The organism is Demequina pelophila, from assembly GCF_000971175.1.
Taxonomy (GTDB): Bacteria; Actinomycetota; Actinomycetes; order Actinomycetales; family Demequinaceae; genus Demequina; species Demequina pelophila.
This window is the reverse complement of sequence record NZ_BBLY01000006.1, coordinates 40838-60651: the sequence shown is the minus strand read 5'-3', so window position 1 is coordinate 60651 and position 19814 is coordinate 40838. Positions and strand designations below refer to the sequence as shown.

Here is a 19814-nt window from a genome sequence, read left to right as displayed (position 1 = left end):
TACTGTTCCACGCGCGCGGCCTCCGCGGCTACGCATGCGGCGGGCCCGATGCCTACGGGGTCGAGATGCCGCTGACGGTGAGGTGGTAGTCGTCGTCGGCTGCGGTCGCGCTCATGTCGAGCTCGAGCGTCACGGGTGCGCCGTCGGCGCGGCGCGACAGGCGCGCGAGATCCGCGCCCTCGGACTCGGCCTGGGCGCGCCATTCCTCGAGCTGCGCGAGCGTGGGGAAGTCCGCCGGCTCCACCAGGCCCTCGCGGCTCGCGGTCTCCGCCTCGGCGTCGAGCGGCACCGCCGACACGACGGAGCTCCCGCGCACGGTGATGCGCCAGCGGCCCGCGGTGGGGCCGAAGACCGTCACGGCCGCGTCGTACGTGTAGTCCGAGGGCTCGGTCCATGCCGGGGCCGGGGTGCCGGCGGCGTGGCAGGCGGACAGCACAAGGAGGGCCGTCGCGGTCGCGACGGCCCTGAGGACGCGCCGCCGCGCACGTTCAGACACGGCTCACGATCGTCCCGGCGGGCCGCCGGGACTTTCAAGCGGCGACGCACGAATGTGACGCGGGTGTGACCGTTCCGTGACCCGCAAACGTCACATCTGGGACGTTTGGGGCAGGGTCAGGGTGAACGATGCGCCGCGCCCCGTCCCCTCGGAGGCGGCCGCGAGGTCGCCGCCGTGGGCGCGGGCCAGGGCCCGCGCGATGGTGAGGCCGATGCCCCGGCCGGCCGGCGCATCGTCCCCCGGCACCCGGTAGAAACGCTCGAACACCTTGTCGAGGTGCTCGGGCGCGATCCCCCGGCCCGTGTCGGTCACCGTCGCGCGCGCCGTGGTGCCCTCGCGCACGCAGGCCAGCGTCACCGCGCCGCCGCCGGGCGTGTGCGCGAGCGCGTTGCCCAGCAGGTTGATGAGGATCTGGAGGACCCGGTCGCGGTCGGCGTGCACGGGGACGGGGCCGGGGCCGTCGACCCGGAGGGCGACCCCGCGGTGCTCGAACTGGGGTGCGAGCCGGTCGGCCGCGTCCCGCGCGATCGCGGCGAGGTCCGCGGGCGCCAGGGCCAGCGTGAGGGCGCGCTCCTCGGCGCGGGACAGCGTGGACAGGTCCGCGGCGAGGCGCTCGAGGCGTGCCGCCTCGGCGGCCACCCGCGCGAAGACCTCGGGCGTGGGCTCCGCCACCTCGTCGAGCAGCGCCTCCATGGAGCCGCGGATGGTGGTGACCGGCGTGCGCATCTCGTGCGCCACCTCGTCGATGAGCCGCACCCGGCGCGTCTCGCCCTCCTCGAGGCGTGCGGCGAGGGCGTCGATGTCCGCGGCGACCGCGGCGAGCTCGGCCTCGGGCGGCGGCGGGATGCGGTGTGCGTAGTCGCCGTCGGCGATGCGGCGCGAGGCCTCCTGGAAGCCGGCGAGCGCGCGCACGACGCGGCGGGCGACCAGCGCCGCTGCGATCGCCGCGCTCGCGATGCCGGCCGCGGCGCCCCAGCCCAGCGCGGCGGGGAGCGCCGCCTCGAGGGCCTCCCGCGCATCGGCCGTGCTGGTCATGCCGCGCATCCGGCCCACCCGGCGCTCGACCAGCACCCCTGCGACCCAGCCCCCGACCGCAACGAGCGCGATCACTCCGACCGCCGCGACCGCGAGGTGCGAGGCGAGCAGGCGTGCGCGCAGCGACCTCATGACGCCGCCAGCTTGTAGCCCACCCCGCGCACGGTGAGGACCAGGCGCGGATCGTCGGCCGGGTCGTCGAGCGCCCGGCGCAGCTTGCGCACGTGGACGTCGACGATGCGCTCATCGCCGAAGAAGTCCCAGCCCCACACGCGCTCGATGAGCTGGCGGCGCGTGAACACGCGCCCCGGCGCGGAGGCGAGCGCGGCGAGCAGATCGAACTCGAGGGCGGTGAGCTCGACGGGCCGGTCGTCGACGCGCGCCTCGCGGGCGCCCGGGTCGAGCGTGAGAGGCCCGGCGACGATGCTGTCGCTCGCCGGGGCGGGCGCGTCGCGGCGCCGCAGGAGCGTGCGCACGCGTGCGACCACCTCGCGCGGGCTGAAGGGCTTGGTGACGTAGTCGTCGGCGCCCACCTCGAGGCCCACGATGCGGTCGGCCTCCTCGCTGCGGGCCGTGAGCATGAGCACGTACACGTCGGAGGAGCGGCGCAGGCGTCGGAGCGTCTCCACGCCGTCGATGCCGGGCAGCCGCACGTCGAGGATCACCAGGTCCACCGCCGTGCGGGCGAGGAGGTCGAGCGCCTCCTCGCCGGAGCCGGACTGCAGGACCTCGAAGCCGTCATGGCGCAGATAGTCGGCGACGAGGTCCCTGATATTGGCCTCGTCGTCGACTACCAGCACCGTGCGTGCGGCCACGCTCGCCATCCTACGGAGCGGGCACGCCCGTGATGTCCTCCACCTCGCCGGGCGAGAGCACCTGCGCCGCGTAGGGCTCGCCCGCGTCGTCGAGCGCCCGGACGAACGCCGTGAGGTGACGCTCGCTGCCGGCCTCGAGGCGGGCGTACACGGTCGCGATCGCGTCGGCGTCGACGTCCTGCGCCCGCAGATCCGCGATGTCGGTCTCCTCGACGAGCGCACCCACGCCCAGGGCGGCGGTCTCGGACCGGGCGCCCTCCGCGAGCAGCGTGTCGTACAGCTCCTGGAGGTCGGCGTCGGTGAACTCGCCGGGCTCGGCGCCCTCGGTCGGGTCCTCGAGGTCGTAGGCGTCGAGCAGCGCGCTCACGGCGTCGAGGTGGTGCTGCTCGGCCCGCGCGATCATGGCGAACTGCCGCAGGTCCCAGGTGTCCGCGAGCTCGGCGTAGAGGTCGCGGGCGAGCTTCTCCTCCTCGGCCATGAACGCCAGGCTGTCCGCCTCGTCGGGGCTCGCCTCGCCCTCCACGTCGGGGATGAGGGTGCCGATGTCGCCGCGGCCGTCCTCGCCCTGGCGACCGCCGCCGCGTTCCCCGCGGCCGGGGCCGGTTCCGTCTCCGCAGGCGCCGGCGGCGGTCTCGTCGTCAGCGGCGGTCTCGTCGTCGGCATCGGCGCCGGCGCCCTGGCCGTACCCGCCCTCCCGCTCGCCGCCCCGCATGCCCATGCCGCCGCCGTGGCGGCCGTACCGGCCGGCGTCCTCCGTCGCCTCTCCATCGTTGAGGCGGTCGCGATCCTGCTCGAGCGCGGGCTCGGTCGTGGCGGTGTCGTCGTCCGTGGCGTCGCCGGACGAGTCCGCCCAGGCGACCCCCGCGATCCCGGCGGTGAGCAGCGCTCCCGCCCCGGCCGCGGCGATGATGGTGCGTCGCGTGTTCATGATGGGCTCCTTTCCTTCATGAGCCCAGTCCATCGCGCCGGTGTGAAGCCCCCAGGGGCGCCCTCGTGAAGATTCGATGAAGCCGCGGGCGCGCGGCGGTGGCGTGGGAAGGGGGTCGGGCAGGTGTGTTCGCGCACCTACGCGAATTCATGCACGATGCACGCCGCGCGGGCCCGACAAGCCGCGCGTGCATCGCGCATGAATTCGCGGAGCGACGCGCGCGCAACATCCCTCCCGTCGCACAGGGCGGTCCGGCGCCGACTCAGAGCCGCATGGCGGTGCGGTGGGCCCGCCACTCGCGGGCCAGCAGCCCGAACATCGCGTCGTCGCTCACCTCGTCCTCGACCCAGAACGCCTCCCGGCGGACGCCCTCGGCCGTGAAGCCCAGCCGCTCGAGCACCGCGATCGAGCGCTCGTTCGCGGGGTGCGTGCTCGCCTCGATCCGGTGGACGCCGGTGACGTCGACGAGCAGGTCGAGCACCGCGGCGGCCGCCTCGGTGGCGTACCCGCGCCGGCGGGCCCAGGGGTTGAGCGTGTAGCCGATCTCCGCGGTGTGGCCGTGCTCGTGCAGGTACATCGCGATGTCGCCCACCGTGCGGCCGTCCGCGGTCCGCGTGATGTCGAGCTGGTACCAGCCCCCGGGGATGGGGCCCTCGCGGCCCTCCATCGAGGCGATCAGATCGCGCGCCCGCTCCACCGAGTACGGGACTCGCCACGCCTGATACATCGCGGTCTCGGGGTCCGAGCGGCGCTCGGCGAAGTCCTCGGCGTCGGCCGCGGTGAAGGGGCGCAGCACCAACCGGTCGGTCGTGAGAGGGGCGAACGGCACACGGCTCACCATAGGGGCGACCACCCCGGTCGCGTAAGAGGCACGCGCGCTCGAATTCGACAACACTGTCGTTGCGTAAGGGCTTACACTGGCTCGGTCACGGCGAGCCTCGCCCGAGGTGTCGCGACGGCCGGAGGGGGACCCATGGAGACGGTGCACGCTGCGACGGTGACCGCGGTCGAGCAGGCGGGCCCGCGCATGGTCCGGATCCGGCTGCGCCTCGACGAGCCCGGCTGGTCCTCGACCGGCCGCCCGGACGAGTTCGTGCACGTCGAGGTGGGCGCCCTCACCGACGACCCCGACGGCCACCGCTCCCGCCACTACACCGTGAGCGCCGTGACCGCCGACGGCTTCGAGCTGGAGGCCTTCCTCCACGGCGACGGCCCGGGCGCCACCTGGGCGCGGGCCGCCGCACCGGGCGCCCGCACCCGCATCTCCGACCCCAAGGCCTACTACGGGCCCCCGGCCGACTCCGGCGTGCGCGTCATGGCGGGCGACCTCACCGCATTGCCCGCGATCGCCCGCGCGCTCGCGGAAGCCGGCCCGGACGAGGAGTTCCGCGTGATCGTCGAGGTCCCCTCGCTGGACGATGCGCGGGACCTGCCGACCGCGGCCGTCGCCCAGGTCGACTGGGTCGTGGGCGGCAACGGGATCGGCGCATCGGTCCTCAAGGACGCGCTCTCCGGGCTCGCGGCGACCACCGACCTGCTCGAGCCCGACGCGCGCTCCTACGTCTGGGTCGCGTGCGAGTCGGTCCACTCGCGCCGGATCCGCCAGTTGCTGCGCCGCGAGTTCGCGCTGCCGCTCACGCACTACCGGATCGTGGGCTACTGGCACGCGGACCTCGACCGCGCGATGCGCGTGTGGGAGGCCGCGACGGAGGAGCAGCGCGCCGAGTACGCGTCCCTGTGGCGGGAGGACCGCCCCGACGAGGAGAACTGGCTCGAGATCGAGCCGCTCCTGCAGCGCATGGGCTACTGAACCATCCCCAGGTCCGCGAGCGCCGCGAGTCCCGCGGCCCGGTAGGGGTCCTCGTCAAGGGTGGCGAGCGTCGCCGCGTACGCGACGGCCTCGGCCCGGGCCCGCGCCGTCAGGTGCGCGTCGAGCGCCCCCACCGTGCCCCGGTAGCCGGCGAGGAGGGCGGGCCGCAGTGCGGTGCCCACCAGGCACCACGCCTGGCCCACGTCCGTGGCCGGGTCGCCGGCACCCAGGTCGCCCCAGTCGAGGATGCCCGCGAGAGCGCCGCCCAGGCTCAGCACGTTGGCGCCGTGCAGGTCCAGGTGCGCCCAGGTGGCGGCGGGGCGGGCGAGGGCGGCGCCCTCGGCGTAGGCCTGCCGCATCGACTCCTCGTCGACCGGGACTCCTGCCGCGAGGAGCCGCTCGAGACGGCGGTCGAAGCGCTCGGCCCGCTCGGCCAGCGGCGCGGAGCGCACGGGGTTGCGGGGCGCGTCGGGCGGCGCCGGCACGTGCAGCTGCCCGAGCGCGGACCCGAGCTGCCGGGCTCCGGCGGCGGTCAGGGGCTCGTCGTACGCGTGGGCTCCCTCGACCCAGCGCACGATCGACCACGCGTACGGGTAGTCGGGGGTGGGGGCGCCCAGGCGCACCGGCACGGGCGTGCGGAAGGCCCACTCGCGCGCGAGCCCGGGCAGCCACGCGTGCTCTCGCGAGGCGAGTTCCGCGGCGAGCGCGCGGCGCGGCAGCCGCAGGGCCAGGTCCTCGCCCAGCCGGTAGGTGACGTTGTCCCAGCCCTCGTGCCGGGTCCCCAGGGGCAGGTCGGCGAGGTCCGGGTGCGCCCCGGAGAGCAGATCCGCCGCCAGGTCGAAGGTGATCTCGACGTCCGCGACGGGCGATGACCACGGCACTGTGCCCATGCCGCGAGGCTATCCGGGGCGACCGGGGCCCGCGACCGGAGCGCCCCGCCGGGGGCCCGCATCGTCCCCTGGGCCTCGCAACCCACCCGGGGGGCTCAGGCGAAGAGCGTCTCCCCGATGAACCCGCCCTCGGCGCACCCGGGCGGGATCGCCCATACGCCGGATCCGATCGGCGTGGTCCACTCGTTGAGCAGATCCGCCTGCGCGAGCCGCTCCTGAAGGGGCACGAACTGGGCGGTCACGTCCGCCTGCCACGAGCCGAACAGCAGCCCCACGTTGGACACCGCCGGCCGCCCACGGGAGTCGAGCGAGCCGTCCTCGACCGGGTCGTCGTAGGAGTGCCCCAGGCGCACGATCATCCGGGTCGGGTCCGTCTCGTGGGCGCGGGCGGCGTGGGAGACGGGGTTGACCACGGTGAGCCCGGTGGGCCCGACGGCCGCGAGGTCGATCGGGTCGGTCTCCTCGCCGCCGGTGAGCGGCACGCCGGTCGCGTGGTCGCGGCCCAGTGCGTTCGACCGCCCGGCGAGGTCGACGGCGTCCCAGCCCTCGAGGTCCATCGCGATCCTCCGCAGGACCAGGGAGGTGCCGCCCTGAAGCCAGCCCGGCGCATCGTCCCTCGCCCAGACCGCGGCGTCGAACTCGGCCGTGCCCGGCGCGGGCGTGGTCGAGCCGTCGACCTGCCCGAACAGGTTGCGGAAGGTGGTGCCGCGCGCGTCCGTGCCGTAGGCGCGGCGGAAGCCGGTCTGGCGCCAGCGCAGCGTGCCGTGGGCGCGCGAGTCGCGCACGATCATGCGCGCGAGGTGGGACACCGCGGTCGGGTCGTCGCCCTGGAGCAGCACCACGAGGTCGCCGCCGCTCCAGCGGTCCTCGAGCGCGTCGATGGGGAACGAGGGCAGCGGCCCGAGCCACGACGGCGGCTGAGCGCCGGCGCGCTCGACCGTGGCGAGGCCCAGCCCGATGGTCGCCGTGAGGCCGGCGGGGCGCGCGGCCAGCTCGGGCTCGAGGTCGGCGAGCCCGCCGCGGCCCTGGGTGAGGCGCGCCGCATCGTCGGTGAGGAGCCGCAGCCACGCGCGCAGCCCGTCGCGGTCGGTCGCGGGGTCGAGGTCGAAGGCGAGGTAGGTCGCGTGGGCGCCCTGGCGGGCGGTCACGCCGGCCTGGTGGGGGCCGTGGAAGGGGACCGTGCGCGCGCCGTTCACCCCCGCCTCGTCGGCGGCGGGTCCGGCCGCCGCCGCGACGGCGCGCTCCGCCCCGAGCGCGGCGAGCGCGCCAGCGCCGGCGGCGGCCCCTCCTCCCAGGAGGAGCTGCCGCCGGCTGGGTCCCGGGGCGGAGCGGTCGGTCATCAGCCGTCGTGGGACATGTCGTCGTGGTCGGACTCGTAGTCCTCCTCGGCGCCGTCGAAGTCCTTGGCGAGCGCCTCGAACTCGAGGGTGTCGCCCGTCGACAGCTCGAGCGTGATCGCGACGTCGTCGCCTGCGATGATCGGCTCGGTCATCTTCATCAGCATGAGGTGCAGCGCCCCCGGCTCGAGCGTGAGGGTGCCGTTCGCGGGGACGGTGAAGCCGCCGTCGACCTCCATCATGGTGCCGTCGATGACGTCGTGGAGCTCGACCATGGGCGCCGCGGGCGTGCTCGCGCCGGTGACGGTGATGTCCGCGTCGGTGGAGTTGGTGAGGGTGCCGAAGGCGGCGGTCATGCCCGACTCGGCGGTCTTGACCCAGGCGTCGGCGATCGCGAGGGGCTCGGAGGAGGCGGCGTCGGTGCCGGCGCAGCCGGCGAGCGGAAGCAGGGCGAGGACGGCGAGGGCCGCCGCCCGGCGGGTGCGGGTGTGCATGGGGTCTCCCGGGGAGGCGCGCGCGGGGGCGCGGGTGAGGTCTGGGTGCCGCGCACAGGGCGGCGGGGCCGTGGCGCGGTGTCGCGCGCGGCGTGGACGGGGAGGCGCGGGGCCGCCGCCGTCAGGCGGGCAGGGGGAGCGCCGGCGCGGGAGGCGCCCGGCTGGCCCGCGCCGCGCGCACGCCGTCGCGGGTGGGCGCGGCGCCCCGGGGGACGATGCTCGGGCGGGCCCGGTGCGGCGGCGTCGCCGGGGAGGCGGGGACGAGGGCGGCGCGCAGCGCGGCGGCGAGCAGATCGGCCACGGACCGCGCGGCGTCGGCGATGCGGGAGGCGTGGCGGACGACCGCGTACGTGATCAGCGCGGCGCCCGCATGGGCGAGCACCATGCCGGCGCCGTCGTGGGCGGCGGCCGCGGCCCCGGCCACGTCGGCCATGCCTGCGCCCAGCCCCACGTGGTGGTGCCCGGTGGCGGCCGGGTGAGCGGCGGAGGGCACCGGGTTCGCGCCCGCGGAGAACGCGAGGTGGAACGGCAGCTGCGAGGCGAGCGCGATGACCGCGAGGCGGGCGCGCCCCAGCGGCCGGCCGGCCAGCTGCGCGGCCAGGGCGAAGGCGGCCGCGAAGCACGCGAGCACGGCGCCGGCGGAGGCGCCGTGGCCCCCGGCCGCCAGGTGCAGCGTGAGGGCGGCCAGTGTGGACAGGCCCGCGGCGCCCGCCGCGCGGCCCAGCCTCGCCGCCGCATCCGTCATAGCCGCTATGGTGCCAGATCCGGGACTCAGGTCCCGGCCCGCCGTGGTGGTGCCGGCGGCGGCGCGGGGTCGGGGAGAATGGGCGCATGACGGACCCCACCCCGGCCGCCGCGACGGAGCGGCCCGATCACCAGCGCTGGAACTACAACATCCACTACATGGACGGGCTCCTGCCCACCATCCCGGAGCATGCCCGCACGGCGCTCGACGTGGGCTGCGGCGAGGGCCACCTGGCCCGGGCGCTCGCGGCCCGGGGCCTGACGGTGACGGGGATCGACTCCGACCCCGAGGCGATCGCGCGGGCGCGTGGTCAGGCCACCACGGTGGAGCTGCTCGAGTCCGGCGGCGAGGACGGCGAGGACGGCGAGGACGGCGACGGCGGGACCGGCCCCGAGGTCGCCCCCGCGATGTCGGCCCCCATCGGCTACCGCGTGGGCGACGTGCTCACCGAGGACCTGCCGGAGGGCGGCTTCGACGTGGTCACCGCCTCCGCGACCCTGCACCACATGGACCTCGAGGCCGGGCTCGCCCGCCTCAAGGGGCTCGTCGCCCCCGGCGGGCGGCTCCTGGTGGTCGGGATGGCGAAGTCCAACTGGCCGCAGGACCTGCCGCGCGATGTGTGGGCGACCTTCGTGGACAAGTTCCACCGCCTGTTCCGCGGCTACTGGGACCACGGCTGCGAGTGCGCGTGGCCGGCGCCGCACACTTTCGCGGACGTCCAGCGCGTGGCGAAGGAGCTGCTCCCCGGCAGCGAGTACACGCGCGAGCTGCTGTGGCGCTACACCCTCACCTGGGACCGTCCGGCCGACTGAACGCCGCCCGCCCCGCCCCGCGCGGACGCGCACGTGGCCGGCCCACCCGGCCCGCGCATCGTCCCGGGTCTATCCCTGTGCGAGCACGGTGCCGATGCGTCGCACCGCCTCCTCGAGGATGGCCGGGCTCGTCGCGATGTTGAGGCGGGCGTGGCGGGCGCCGCCGGTGCCGAAGTACGGGCCGTTGTTGAGCGCGACGCGGCCGCGCTCGATGAGCGCGTACGCGGGCTCGTCGCCCAGCAGGTCGCCGAAGCCCAGCCACGTGAGGTAGGTGCCCTCGGGCACCAGATAGGAGACGCCGGGCAGGTGCTCGGCGACCAGGTCGCGCACCAGGAGGCGGTTGCGGTCGAGCCCCGCCATGAGCCCGGCGTACCAGTCGCGGCCCTCGTTGTAGGCGGCCGTCTGCGCGATGACCCCCAGGTGGGTGGGCGAGTGGTGCTTGCCGGCGCGGTAGGAGTCGAAGCCGGCGGCCTCGGGGCCGCCGACGAGCAGGGCCGCGGGGATCGCCGCGAGGTTCCACGTCTTGGACGCCGCGTGCAGCGCCATGCCGGTCGGATCGACCTCGAGGTAGGGCACGAAGGTGGCGCCGGGATAGACGATGGGTGCGTGGATCTCGTCGGAGACCACGGGCACCCCGTGGCGGCGGGACAGCTCCGCGACGGCGGCGAGCTCCTCGCGCGTGTGCACCGTGCCGCCGGGGTTGTGCGGGCTGCACAGCAGGTAGGCGGCGCGCCGGCCGCCCGCCGTCGCCTCCGCCATCGCGCGGTCGATCGCGGCGAGGTCGAGCCGCATGTCCGCGCCCAGCGGCGCCTCGCGGATCGCGCGATCCGCCTGGATCAGGTACTGGAAGAAGGGCGGGTAGACCGGCGGGTTGACGATGACCTCGCCGCCCGCGTCGGTGAGCTCGATCAGGGCGTCGACGTAGCCCAGGATCACGCTCTGGACGGGGGCGACCCGCGCCTCGTCGACCTGCCAGCCCCAGGTGTCGCGCGCGAACGAGCCGAAGGCCTCCACGTACGGCGTGGAGCCCGGGTAGCCCATGTCGCCGTCGCGGATGGCGCGCTCGAGCGCCTCGCGGATCGGGTCGGCCAGGTCGACGTCCATCTCCGCGACCCACAGCGGGAGCACGTCCGCGTCGTAGTGGCGCCACTTGGCGGACGTGCGTTCGCGCAGGCGCGCGAGCGGGACGGTGAACGGGTCGGTGAAGGTGCCGGCGGGCGTCATGCCGCGATCCTACGGGCGCGCCCAGCGGTGGTGGCGGCGCGACGGGCGGGGCGACCCGCTCAGCGCATCTCGAGGAGCAGGGCGTCCAGCCGCTCGAGCTCCTCGCGCAGACGCTCGACCCCGCCGAGCCCGAGGAAGCCTGCCCGGGCCCGCTCGTCGGGGAACACGTACGAGGTCGCGACGAGCGTGCCGTGGGCCGTGCCCGCCATCTCCACGCGCACCCGCACCGTCACGTCCGGGAACAGCTCCGACACGAGCGTGCGCGTCAGGAGCGACTGGCGCTCGAGGCTCTCCACGCGGCCGTAGAAGGAGAACGAATTGCCCGCGGAGTCCGTCTGCACCAGCTGCCACGCGCCCCCGGGGGTGGCGTCGATCTCCGCCGCGCGGTTGGTGTACCCGTGCGGCGCCCACCAGCGCTGCAGGAAGAGCGGCTCGGTGTAGGCCTGCCAGACCCGGGCGACCGGGTGCGGCAGGCGCGTGGTGGCGACGATCGCGAGCGGCTCGGCGGGAGCCTCGAAGCTGACCTCGATCACGCGTCACCCCTGGTGGCGGGCGGCGCCTCCGCCCCGGTGCTCAGCCTGATAGGGCGGGCCCGGCGCGTCAAGCGCTCAGGAGGCGGCGCGCAGCACCGACCGGCCCGCGCGCAGGCCCTTCACCACCTTGGTCGGCTCGCCGGAGCGCTCCTCGAGCCGATCCGCGATCATCCCCAGCGCGGCCGCGATGAGCGGCACCACCAACGCCAGCATCAGCCATCGTCCCAGCATGCGCCTCATGTGACCCACCTCCGCGAGGTCCACCCTAGCCCCGAGAGGGACGGTTGCGGCAGGGCCGCCCGCGCCGTCCCTCCCGGGCCGCGTCTCGATGCGCGTCAGCCGCGCGCCGCCCGCGCACGGAACGCCGCGGCCGCGCGCGCCGGGGCCTCCGGGTCGAGCCCCAGGAACAGGCTCGGCTCGGCGAGCTCGAGCTCGAGCAGGACGGGGCCGTCGGGGGTGGGGAGCAGGTCGACCCGCGCGTACGCGAGGTCGTCGTGGCCCAGGCGGGCGGCGGCCTCGAGCACGCGCGCCGCGACGTCGCGCTCGGCGGGCGTCGCCGCGGCCGGCGCGATCTTCTCGTCGGCGTACAGCCCGGTCGCCCACGACATGTCGCGGGACAGGATCGCGGCCTTGCGCGCCGTGTGCGACAGCGCGCCGCCGACGAAGATGAGCGCCGACTCGCCGTGCTCATCCACCTCGTGGAGGTAGGGCTGGATCATCGCGGTGAGGCCGCGCGCGTGCAGCGCCGCGACGTGCGCCGCCGCGCCCGCCGGGTCGTCCCGCAGCAGTCGGGCGCCGTTGGACCCGGCCCCCACCGAGGGCTTGACCACCACGTGGCCGGCCAGGGCATCGTCCCCCGCGCGCTCGCCGGGAGCGACGAACGCGGTGGGGACGGTGGGCACGCCCGCCGCCGCCAGGTCGGCCAGGTAGCGCTTGTCCGTGTTCCACGCGAGCGTCGCGTGCCGGTTGTGCAGCGCGGTCGTCAGCTCGACGGCGCGGGCCCAGGCCAGGAAGTCGTCGCGGTGGTCCTGGTAGTTCCACGTCGACCGGATGAAGGCGGCGTCGAAGCCCGCCCAGTCGACGTCTGGGTCCTCCCATGCGACCAGCGTGGCCTCGGGCAGGTGGGGCAGGAGCAGGTCCTCGTCCGCGTCGGGGACGGGAAGCTCGCGGGTGGTGACAAGGGCGATGCGCACGCGCCCCACGGTAGCGGGGGTGCAGGGGGGAGAAGTCCCGGCGTCGGCGTCCCTGGGGGAGGGAGCGGGACGCCGACGCGCGGAAGGGGTGCGGCTCGGGCGACCAAGTCCCCGGATGGTCGCCCGAGCCACGTTCTGATGAGCGGCTTCCGTGACGCCCAAAGTTCGTGTGACACCAAAGGTACGTCGCGCATGCAGGGCCGTCCGGGGACCTAGGTCCCCGGTGACGGCGTCACCCCTGGGTGCGCACCCAGGGGAAACTTGTGCCGCACCGAGATCCCAGGTGGGAGCGGTGTTTCGGCATCGAGAATCAGACGTTCGGCGGGGTGGGCGGCTGCTCGACGAAGTCGTCGGCCTCGCGCGCCGCGGGACCGTGCGCCTCGATGGACTCGGCCCCCGGACGACGCGTGCCGCGGCGGATCGTGCCGACCATCGCCAGGGCGATGACGAAGGTGAGCAGCCCCGCGCCGGCGGCCAGGTGGAGGCCGGTCTGGGCGCCCGAGGTCTCGATGAGGTGCCCGGCGCCCCACGCACCGGCCGAGACGCCGATGCCCAGGCCGATGCGCAGCCACGCCATCCCCTCCGTGATCTGGTCGCGGCGCACCACCCGCTGCACCACGGTGTCCGCATTGGTGATGGTGGGGGCGATCGCGATGCCCGCGACGAAGCCGAGCACGGCGAACACCAGCAGGTTGCCGGACAGGCTGAGCGCGCCGAAGCCCAGCGCCAGGGCGCCCGTGGTCGCCAGCGTGCGCTGCCACAGCGGTGCCCGCCAATGGCGCGAGCCGTAGATCAGGCCTCCCAGCAGCGAGCCGGCGGAGAGGATCGCGATGAGGACGCCGGAGAGCTGCTTGTGGCCCTGCTCCTCCGCGAACGCGACCACGGAGATGTCGAACGCGCCGAATAGGAGCCCGATCCCGGCGGAGATGACCGACACCCCCAGCACCGCGGGCGGGATGCGCCAGCCCAGCGACGCGCCGTCGCCGTCCGTGCGCGGCGGCGGCTCGGTCGAGCGCTGCGCGAGCAGCAGCGTCATGCCGATCACCATGCCCACCGCGCACACGATGATGCCCAGCGGCGGCCACACCGCGGTCGCGAGGATCGTGGCGAGCGCCGGCCCGGAGATGAACAGCAGCTCGTCGAGCGTGCTCTCGAGCGCGAAGGCGGTGTGGATGTCCTCGTCCCGCTCGAGCAGGTGGGACCACCGGGCGCGCGTCAGGGAGCCGAGCGGGCCCGACATCGAGCCGAGCGCGACGCCGATCCACAGCAGCCACTCGGGCCCGTGCGACATCGCGGTGGCCACGGTGAGCGCGGAGCCCAGCACGAACAGCAGCGTGAGCGGGATCATCGCGGCGCGCTGGCCCAGCCGGTCGGTGAGCCGCGCGGTGGGCACCGTCTGCAGCGACCACACGAGCACGCCGATGGCCGCCACGCGGCCCGCCATCGAGTAGCTGTCGTACTGGATCTGGACCATGAGGATGACCGAGATGTTGAACATGCTGATCGGCAGGCGCGACAGCAGGCCCGCCAGCGCGAACGCGGGCGCGCCGGGGTGGCTCAGGACGGTCCGGTAGGGCGACAGCACGGGGTCCATGCTCTCACCGGGGCCGGGTCAGGGGCGCTCGGGGTCCTCCGGTGCGGGGCCCTCGGTCTCCGGGGACGATGCGGGACCCGCGGGCGGTGCTTCGTCCCCGCCCCGCGTGGTGAGGGTGCCGGGCCCCTCGCCGGCGGCGCGCGGCGGCGGCAGGTTCGTGCGGTGCCGGCGGCGTCGGTCCTGCACCACGAGCGCGGTGGCGCCGCCGATGAGGACGATCGCTCCGAGGGCCACCAGGCCCCATTTCAGGATGGGCTCCCAGTCGATCTCCCGGTCGGCGCCGGCGACGATGCGGATGTCGTCCGAGGACAGCAGGTCGCCCAGGCCCAGGGTCACGGTCCTGCCGCTGACCTCGCCCGCGCTCGCCTCGCGCACCAGGCCGGGGAACGTGAAGGCGACGCCGATGTCCACGGCGCTCTCGACGAGCCTGAGGTCCGAGGCGCGCAGGCCCGACTGCGCCAGCTGGGACGCCGCGCCGGTGGTGACCTCGACGACGTAGGTGTCTCCGTCGCGGGTGACGGCGGCGGGACCGGCCAGGGGATTGGCCTGGCTCGCGTCCTCGAGCGCCTCGAGCGGGACGTCGGTCACGGTGATCTCGACGCCGGTGCGGCCGTCCTCGTCCTCGTAGGGCTCCACCTCGGTCGAGCCGGGATGGGCCTCCTCGAGCGGGGCGAGCCGGTCCCTGATCGTGGCGGGGTCGAGCAGGTCGGCCGGGTCGAGACCCGCGAGGTCCTCGAGATCCGTGTCCTTGAGATCCGTGTCCTCGAGGCCGTCGACGTCGATGCCCGCGGGCAGGTCGAGCAGCGGCAGCTGCTGGCTCAGGGCGGTGAGCGCGGACGGGGAGATCGCCACGATCGCGTGCTGCGAGAACGTGTCGTCCTCACCGAGCGTCGTCTCGCTCGTGACGCGCACGCACCCGGCCAGCACGGCCACGGCGAGCGCGACCACCGCCGCCAGCCTGCGCATCGTCCCTCCGTCCGCCGTCCGGACTCAGCCCTCGAGGGCCTCCGCGACCACGTCCTTCGCCGCCGCCTGGACCTCGCCCAGGTGCGCCTGCGAGACGAACGACTCGGCGTAGATCTTGTAGACGTCCTCGGTGCCGGAGGGGCGGGCGGCGAACCAGGCATCGTCCGTGGTCACCTTGAGGCCGCCGATCTTCGCGCCGTTGCCGGGCGCGGCGGTGAGCTTGGCGGTGATCTCCTGGCCCGCGAGGGTCGAGGCGGTGACCTGCTCGGGCGACAGCGCGCCCAGCCGGGCCTTCTCCTCCTTGGAGGCGGCGGCGTCGACGCGGGCGTACCAGCTCTCGCCCAGGCGCTCGACCAGGCCGCGGTGCAGCGCGGACGGCGACTGGCCGGTGGTGGCGATCATCTCCGAGCCGAGCAGGCACAGGATCAGGCCGTCCTTGTCGGTCGACCACACGCGGCCGTCACGGCGCAGGAACGAGGCGCCGGCGGACTCCTCGCCGCCGAACGCGATCTCCCCGCTCAGCAGGCCGGGCACGAACCACTTGAAGCCCACCGGGACCTCGATGACCTTCTTGCCCAGCTCGCGTCCCACGCGGTCGATGAGCGAGGAGGAGACGAGGGTCTTGCCGATGCTCGCGCCGGCCGGCCACTGCGGCCGCGCCCCGCCGTAGAGGTAGGAGATCGCGGCGGCGAGGTAGTGGTTGGGGTTCATGAGGCCGCCGTCGGGGGTGACGATGCCGTGGCGGTCCGCGTCGGCGTCGTTGCCCGTCGCGATGTCGTAGGGCGCGTCGCCGCCCTCCATGAGCTGGCGCAGGCTCGCCATGGCGGACGGGGAGGAGCAGTCCATGCGGATCTTGCCGTCCCAGTCGAGCGACATGAACGACCATGCCGGGTCCACCTTGGGGTTGACCACCGTGAGGTCGAGCTTGAACTCCTCGCCGATCGCGCCCCAGTAGTCGACGGCGGCGCCGCCCAGCGGGTCCGCCCCGATGCGCACGCCCGCGCCGCGGATCGCGTCGAGGTCGATCACCGAGGGCAGGTGCCGGAGGTAGAGGTCCAGGAAGTCGAAGCCGCGCGTGGTGTCCGCGGCCTGCGCCTGCTTGAGCTGGCGGCGCGGGACCTGCCTCCAGCCGCCCGCGAGCAGCTCGTTGGCGCGGCCCGCGATCCAGCCGGTCGCATCCGAGTCCGCGGGGCCGCCGTGGGGCGGGTTGTACTTGAAGCCGCCGTCGCGCGGGGGGTTGTGCGAGGGGGTGATGACGATGCCGTCGGCCAGGCCGCGGCCCGAGGTGCGCAGGCCGGACTCCGCGACCGCGCCGTTCTCCACGAGGATCGCGAGCGAGACGGCCGGCGTGGGGGTGTAGCCGTCGCGCGCGTCGATCCGCACCTCGACGCCCGCGGCCGCGAGCACCTCGAGCGCGGTCTCCTGCGCCGGGCCGGACAGCGCGTGCGTGTCCTTGCCCATGAACAGCGGGCCGTCGATGCCCTGGGCGGTGCGGTACTCGACGATCGCCGCGGTGATGGCGACGATGTGCGCCTCGTTGAAGGCGGTGTCGAAGGCGGATCCGCGGTGGCCCGAGGTGCCGAACGCCACGCGCTGCGCGGGGACGGTCGGGTCCGGGATCAGGTCGTAGTACGCGCCCAGCAGCGCGTCCACGTCGATGAGGTCTTCGGGCAGGGCGATGGTTCCGGCGCGCTCGTGCATGGTGCCTACTCTTCCACGGTCTGCGGGGCGCACAAGGCCGATGCGGGGCCCAGGGAGGGGAGCGCCCGCCGCGGGTCACGCCCGGTTCACGCCCGGTTCACATTCGATTCACGAAATGTTAAAGAGTGGCTTGTGTGCGCACCACGGCTCGCTAGGCTATGCCCCGTGGCAGATCCAGCCGAGGGCCCCCGCACCGGGACGGCCGCGCGACCGCGCCGCGCCACCCAGCGCGCGGCCCGCGCCGCCGCGCGCGCCCGGGCGCTGCAGGCCCCCGCCGGACCGTCGGTGGCGGCCCTCATCACGGCCCACAACCAGGCCCGACGCATCGCGGCGACCGTGCGTGCCGCGCTCGCGATCCCGGGGGTCGACCTGGTGCTCGTGGTCGACGACGGCTCGACCGACAACACCCAGGACCTCGCGCGCCGCGCCGGCGCCGTGGTGGTGCGCCACTCGCACGTCCGCGGCCGCACCGCCGCGGTGGAGACCGGCGCCTCCGTCATCGCCATGCGCGACGAGCCGGGCCGGAGCCCCCGCGGCATCCTCTTCCTCGACGCTGGGCTGGGCCACTACGCCATCGGCGCCGCGCCCCTGGTCCCGGCCGTGCTCGAGGGCGTGTGCGACCTGTCGATCGCCATGACCGAGGGCGCGGCCCCGCTCAAGGAGGTCGCCACCCACGCCACGCGTCGCGCCGTGGAGCGCGCGTGCGGCTGGCAGCCGCGCCACCCGTTGGGCACCATCCGCTGCGTGAGCCGTGAGGCGCTCGAGGCGTCCATGCCGCTGGCCCGCGGCGCCGGCCTCGAGGCCGGCATGACGCTCGACATCATCCACGCGGGCCTCACCGTGACGGAGATCGAGTGCGAGATCCGGCACAAGGCCGCCCCCGCGCGCACGCCCGTCGCGAAGGCCAACCGCTACCGTGAGGTGATCGCCGCGCTCGCGACCCGCCGCATCAAGTCGGCGATGTCGCGCCGCGGAGACTCCGGCCCGCCTCCCGAGGACGAGGGGGCCTCGACCGAGAGGACGGACGCGTGACACGAGCGCGGTACGCGTACCTGGGGCCTGCGGGCACCTTTACCGAGGCGGCGCTGCTCGCGATGGTCGACCCCGAGACCGTCGAGCTCATGCCGGTCATCGACGTCCCCGCCGCGCTGAGCGCGGTGCGCGACGGCGACGCGGACTTCGCGGTCGTCGCGATCGAGAACACCGTCGAGGGCGGCGTCACCGCGACGCTGGACACGCTGGCCGCGGGCGCCCCGCTCGTGATCCTGGGCGAGGTGGTGCTGCCCGTCACGTTCGAGCTGGTGGCCCGCGCGGGCACCGCGTTCGAGGACATCGCGGCCGTCTCCGCCCACTCCCACGGCCTCAACCAGTGCCGCCGGTGGCTCGCCGCGCACCTGCCCGGCGCCGGCCAGGTCGCGGCCACCTCCAACGCGGCGGCCGCCCGCGAGCTCGCCGCCGGCACCGCCCCCTTCGACGCGGCCCTCGCTCCCCCCGGCACCGGCGCGCGCCTGGGTCTCACCGTGCTGCGCGACGGCGTCGCGGACAACGTCCACGCCGCCACCCGGTTCGTCCAGGTGGGCCGCCCCACCTCCATCCCCGCCGCCACCGGGGCGGACAAGACCACCCTGGTGGTGCACCTGCCCGACGACCGCGCCGGCGCGCTGCTGCTCATGCTCGAGCAGTTCGCGGCCCGCGGCGTCAACCTCTCCCGCATCGAGAGCCGCCCGCGTCCGGACGCGCCGGGCGAGTACGCCTTCTCGATCGATGCGCTCGCGCACATCGACGAGCCGCGCATGGCCGAGGCCCTCGTGGGCCTGCGGCGCACCAACCCGAGCGTGACCTTCCTGGGCTCGTACCCCGCCGCGACCGGCTACCCGACGCCCATCGCGCCCGGCACCTCGGCGGAGGACTTCGCCGAGGCGCGCGCCTGGGTCCAGGGCCTGCGCGCCGGCCGCCACTGACCGCGGGAGGTCTGCGGCCTACCCGGCCCGGGCATCGTCCCTGGTGAGGGGGGACGATGCGCCGGTGCCGCCCGCGCGGCGCCTCGCCCCGCGCGGGCCCTCCTCCAGCGTCTCGCGCGGCACGCGCAGGGTGAGCGCCTGGGCCTGGATGCGGGCGCTGATGCGGGTGGCGTGACCCAGCGAGTCGCCGTCGACCTGGACCTTCTGCGGATCGCGGAGCCGGATCTCCACGCGGGTGCCGCGGACGTGGTCGATGCGCGAGGTCTTCCAGGTGCGCAGCAGCCAGGGGTCGCGGATGCCGGCGCCCTGCGACACGACGGTGCCGAACAGCTCCGACCAGCCGACGATCCCTCCGCGCGCGTCGATCGACGCGACGTCGAGCCGGCCGTCGTGGAAGCTCGCGTCCGGGATGAGGCGCAGCCCTCCGGGCAGGCGGCCCACGTTCGCGATGAGCACGGTGCGCATCGAGGACTCGACGGGCTCGGCGCCGTCCACGGAGATGTGCGCCTCCATGCGCTTGCCCAGGTGGCGCAGCGCGGCGTAGAAGTAGGCGACCCAGCCCAGGCGGCGCTTGAGCTGATCGTTCGCGCCCGCGACCATCTCCGCGTCGAGCCCCGCGCCCGCGATGACGAGGAAGATGTGGCGCCGGTCGTCCCGCTCGCGCTCCCGCTCCGGCTCGTCGCCGGTCGGCCGGTCGAGCTCGATCCAGCCCACGTCCGAGGGCCGCTCCGCCCCCTCGAGCGCCGCGCGCAGCAGCGCCGCCTGGTCGTCGAGCGGCAGGTCGAGGTTGCGCGCGAACAGGTTGCCCGTGCCCATCGGGACGATGCCCAGCGGCACCCCGGTGCCCGCGAGCGTGTGGGCGACCGCGCGGACGGTGCCGTCCCCGCCCACGGCGACCACCACGTCGGCCCCCGCGGCGAGCGCCTCCGCGGTCTGGCCGCGGCCCGGATCCTCCTCGGTCGTGTAGAACCACAGCGGCTGCGGCAGGTAGCGGATCGCGCACGCGCGCAGCGCCTGCTCGCGCAGCTCCGCGACGCCGGCCTTGGTGGGGTTGACGATGAACGCGACCCGCTCCTGCGCCTCGGCGCGCTCGGCGCCCGCGGCCGCCACGACGGGCGGCAGCGTCCGGATCCTCAGGACGCGCCGCCACAGCGGCGGCACCGCGATGGGGTCCCGCAGGCCCACGCGCCGCGTCACCGACACCGCGAGGGACAGCGCGAGCAGCGCGATCGCGAGCGCGACGAGCGACAGGACGAGGGCCGTCATGGAGACGAGCCTAG

Annotated in this window: 21 protein-coding genes; 4 read left to right on the top strand and 17 right to left on the bottom strand. The window is 75.2% G+C overall.

Annotation, left to right across the window (positions count from 1 at the left end; translation table 11 throughout):
- Nucleotides 1-52 precede the first annotated feature (52 nt).
- The 5 genes from AOM03_RS10075 to AOM03_RS10055 all read right to left on the bottom strand — a co-directional run bounded on the left by AOM03_RS10075 (nucleotide 53) and on the right by AOM03_RS10055 (nucleotide 4103).
- Complete coding sequence (locus tag AOM03_RS10075) at nucleotides 53-496, bottom strand: DUF6174 domain-containing protein (protein WP_062380954.1); 444 nt, start codon at nucleotides 494-496, stop codon at nucleotides 53-55.
- Nucleotides 497-586: 90 nt separating this feature from the next.
- On the bottom strand, nucleotides 587-1663 hold the full coding sequence (locus tag AOM03_RS10070) for a sensor histidine kinase (protein ID WP_062380951.1): 1077 nt from the start codon (nucleotides 1661-1663) through the stop codon (nucleotides 587-589).
- Nucleotides 1660-2355 carry a response regulator gene (locus tag AOM03_RS10065; protein WP_062380949.1) on the bottom strand — a complete coding sequence of 232 codons (696 nt, stop codon included), beginning with the start codon at nucleotides 2353-2355 and terminating at the stop codon, nucleotides 1660-1662. The genes AOM03_RS10070 and AOM03_RS10065 overlap by 4 nt, the downstream gene beginning before the upstream one ends.
- 1 nt (nucleotide 2356) lies before the next feature.
- Nucleotides 2357-3274, bottom strand: coding sequence for a DUF2202 domain-containing protein (locus AOM03_RS10060; protein ID WP_062380947.1), 918 nt, complete (start codon nucleotides 3272-3274; stop codon nucleotides 2357-2359).
- Between the two features lie 262 nt (nucleotides 3275-3536).
- Complete coding sequence (locus AOM03_RS10055) at nucleotides 3537-4103, bottom strand: GNAT family N-acetyltransferase (RefSeq protein ID WP_062380945.1); 567 nt, start codon at nucleotides 4101-4103, stop codon at nucleotides 3537-3539.
- A 144-nt stretch (nucleotides 4104-4247) separates the two neighbouring features.
- On the opposite strand from AOM03_RS10055, the gene AOM03_RS10050 reads away from it, so the two are divergent.
- Nucleotides 4248-5084: a siderophore-interacting protein gene (locus tag AOM03_RS10050; RefSeq protein ID WP_062380943.1), complete on the top strand. Its 837-nt coding sequence runs from the start codon at nucleotides 4248-4250 to the stop codon at nucleotides 5082-5084.
- Here AOM03_RS10050 and AOM03_RS10045 read toward each other — a convergent pair.
- From AOM03_RS10045 to AOM03_RS10030, 4 genes are all read right to left on the bottom strand, one after another.
- Nucleotides 5078-5974 carry a phosphotransferase gene (locus AOM03_RS10045; protein WP_062380940.1) on the bottom strand — a complete coding sequence of 299 codons (897 nt, stop codon included), beginning with the start codon at nucleotides 5972-5974 and terminating at the stop codon, nucleotides 5078-5080. The two genes, AOM03_RS10050 and AOM03_RS10045, sit on opposite strands and share 7 nt — an antisense overlap.
- Nucleotides 5975-6069: 95 nt before the next feature.
- Nucleotides 6070-7314, bottom strand: coding sequence for a Dyp-type peroxidase (locus tag AOM03_RS10040; protein ID WP_062380937.1), 1245 nt, complete (start codon nucleotides 7312-7314; stop codon nucleotides 6070-6072).
- Nucleotides 7314-7805, bottom strand: a complete 492-nt coding sequence (locus tag AOM03_RS10035) for a copper chaperone PCu(A)C (protein WP_062380935.1) — start codon at nucleotides 7803-7805, stop codon at nucleotides 7314-7316. Before AOM03_RS10035 ends, AOM03_RS10040 begins: the two co-directional genes overlap by 1 nt.
- Before the next feature lie 121 nt (nucleotides 7806-7926).
- The gene (locus AOM03_RS10030; RefSeq protein ID WP_062380933.1) at nucleotides 7927-8550 is read right to left on the bottom strand and encodes a hypothetical protein; all 624 of its coding nucleotides are present in this window, start codon (nucleotides 8548-8550) and stop codon (nucleotides 7927-7929) included.
- 86 nt (nucleotides 8551-8636) lie between these two features.
- Between AOM03_RS10030 and AOM03_RS10025 the strand changes: the two genes are divergently transcribed.
- Nucleotides 8637-9362: a class I SAM-dependent methyltransferase gene (locus tag AOM03_RS10025; protein ID WP_062380931.1), complete on the top strand. Its 726-nt coding sequence runs from the start codon at nucleotides 8637-8639 to the stop codon at nucleotides 9360-9362.
- 69 nt (nucleotides 9363-9431) lie between these two features.
- On the opposite strand, the gene AOM03_RS10020 is transcribed toward AOM03_RS10025, so the two are convergent.
- The 7 genes from AOM03_RS10020 to pgm form a co-directional block, all read right to left on the bottom strand.
- Complete coding sequence (locus AOM03_RS10020; RefSeq protein WP_062380930.1) at nucleotides 9432-10586, bottom strand: MalY/PatB family protein; 1155 nt, start codon at nucleotides 10584-10586, stop codon at nucleotides 9432-9434.
- Between the two features lie 59 nt (nucleotides 10587-10645).
- Nucleotides 10646-11119 carry an SRPBCC family protein gene (locus AOM03_RS10015; RefSeq protein ID WP_062380928.1) on the bottom strand — a complete coding sequence of 158 codons (474 nt, stop codon included), beginning with the start codon at nucleotides 11117-11119 and terminating at the stop codon, nucleotides 10646-10648.
- Nucleotides 11120-11194: 75 nt separating this feature from the next.
- Nucleotides 11195-11359, bottom strand: coding sequence for a hypothetical protein (locus AOM03_RS12735; RefSeq protein ID WP_156157703.1), 165 nt, complete (start codon nucleotides 11357-11359; stop codon nucleotides 11195-11197).
- A gap of 95 nt (nucleotides 11360-11454) precedes the next feature.
- Nucleotides 11455-12312, bottom strand: a complete 858-nt coding sequence (locus AOM03_RS10010; protein ID WP_062380925.1) for an ATP-grasp domain-containing protein — start codon at nucleotides 12310-12312, stop codon at nucleotides 11455-11457.
- Between the two features lie 310 nt (nucleotides 12313-12622).
- A complete protein-coding gene (locus AOM03_RS10005) occupies nucleotides 12623-13906 on the bottom strand; it encodes an MFS transporter (protein WP_082092326.1) in 1284 nt (427 codons plus the stop codon).
- Nucleotides 13907-13924: 18 nt separating this feature from the next.
- Nucleotides 13925-14872 carry an LppM family (lipo)protein gene (locus tag AOM03_RS10000; RefSeq protein WP_062380920.1) on the bottom strand — a complete coding sequence of 316 codons (948 nt, stop codon included), beginning with the start codon at nucleotides 14870-14872 and terminating at the stop codon, nucleotides 13925-13927.
- Nucleotides 14873-14896: 24 nt separating this feature from the next.
- A complete protein-coding gene (gene pgm, locus AOM03_RS09995) occupies nucleotides 14897-16573 on the bottom strand; it encodes a phosphoglucomutase (alpha-D-glucose-1,6-bisphosphate-dependent) (RefSeq protein ID WP_062380918.1) in 1677 nt (558 codons plus the stop codon).
- A 165-nt stretch (nucleotides 16574-16738) separates the two neighbouring features.
- Here pgm and AOM03_RS09990 point away from each other — a divergent pair, with 165 nt between their 5' ends.
- Nucleotides 16739-17605 carry a glycosyltransferase family 2 protein gene (locus AOM03_RS09990; RefSeq protein WP_227589962.1) on the top strand — a complete coding sequence of 289 codons (867 nt, stop codon included), beginning with the start codon at nucleotides 16739-16741 and terminating at the stop codon, nucleotides 17603-17605.
- The gene (pheA, locus tag AOM03_RS09985; RefSeq protein ID WP_062380915.1) at nucleotides 17602-18534 is read left to right on the top strand and encodes a prephenate dehydratase; all 933 of its coding nucleotides are present in this window, start codon (nucleotides 17602-17604) and stop codon (nucleotides 18532-18534) included. The genes AOM03_RS09990 and pheA overlap by 4 nt, the downstream gene beginning before the upstream one ends.
- 18 nt (nucleotides 18535-18552) lie before the next feature.
- On the opposite strand, the gene AOM03_RS09980 is transcribed toward pheA, so the two are convergent.
- Nucleotides 18553-19800: a diacylglycerol/lipid kinase family protein gene (locus AOM03_RS09980; RefSeq protein ID WP_062380912.1), complete on the bottom strand. Its 1248-nt coding sequence runs from the start codon at nucleotides 19798-19800 to the stop codon at nucleotides 18553-18555.
- Between the last annotated feature and the right edge of the window lie 14 nt (nucleotides 19801-19814).

Excerpts from the sequence above, each read along its gene's own strand:
- AOM03_RS10065 (WP_062380949.1), bottom strand. The coding sequence starts at position 2,355 with ATGGCGAGCGTGGCCGCACGCACGGTGCTGGTAGTCGACGACGAGGCC.
- AOM03_RS09980 (WP_062380912.1), bottom strand. The coding sequence starts at position 19,800 with ATGACGGCCCTCGTCCTGTCGCTCGTCGCGCTCGCGATCGCGCTGCTC.
- AOM03_RS10050 (WP_062380943.1), top strand. The coding sequence starts at position 4,248 with ATGGAGACGGTGCACGCTGCGACGGTGACCGCGGTCGAGCAGGCGGGC.
- AOM03_RS10005 (WP_082092326.1), bottom strand. The coding sequence starts at position 13,906 with ATGGACCCCGTGCTGTCGCCCTACCGGACCGTCCTGAGCCACCCCGGC.
- AOM03_RS10035 (WP_062380935.1), bottom strand. The coding sequence starts at position 7,805 with ATGCACACCCGCACCCGCCGGGCGGCGGCCCTCGCCGTCCTCGCCCTG.
- AOM03_RS10020 (WP_062380930.1), bottom strand. The coding sequence starts at position 10,586 with ATGACGCCCGCCGGCACCTTCACCGACCCGTTCACCGTCCCGCTCGCG.
- AOM03_RS10025 (WP_062380931.1), top strand. The coding sequence starts at position 8,637 with ATGACGGACCCCACCCCGGCCGCCGCGACGGAGCGGCCCGATCACCAG.
- AOM03_RS12735 (WP_156157703.1), bottom strand. The coding sequence starts at position 11,359 with ATGAGGCGCATGCTGGGACGATGGCTGATGCTGGCGTTGGTGGTGCCG.
- AOM03_RS10000 (WP_062380920.1), bottom strand. The coding sequence starts at position 14,872 with ATGCGCAGGCTGGCGGCGGTGGTCGCGCTCGCCGTGGCCGTGCTGGCC.
- AOM03_RS10060 (WP_062380947.1), bottom strand. The coding sequence starts at position 3,274 with ATGAACACGCGACGCACCATCATCGCCGCGGCCGGGGCGGGAGCGCTG.
- AOM03_RS10045 (WP_062380940.1), bottom strand. The coding sequence starts at position 5,974 with ATGGGCACAGTGCCGTGGTCATCGCCCGTCGCGGACGTCGAGATCACC.
- pgm (WP_062380918.1), bottom strand. The coding sequence starts at position 16,573 with ATGCACGAGCGCGCCGGAACCATCGCCCTGCCCGAAGACCTCATCGAC.
- AOM03_RS10070 (WP_062380951.1), bottom strand. The coding sequence starts at position 1,663 with ATGAGGTCGCTGCGCGCACGCCTGCTCGCCTCGCACCTCGCGGTCGCG.
- AOM03_RS10040 (WP_062380937.1), bottom strand. The coding sequence starts at position 7,314 with ATGACCGACCGCTCCGCCCCGGGACCCAGCCGGCGGCAGCTCCTCCTG.
- AOM03_RS10030 (WP_062380933.1), bottom strand. The coding sequence starts at position 8,550 with ATGACGGATGCGGCGGCGAGGCTGGGCCGCGCGGCGGGCGCCGCGGGC.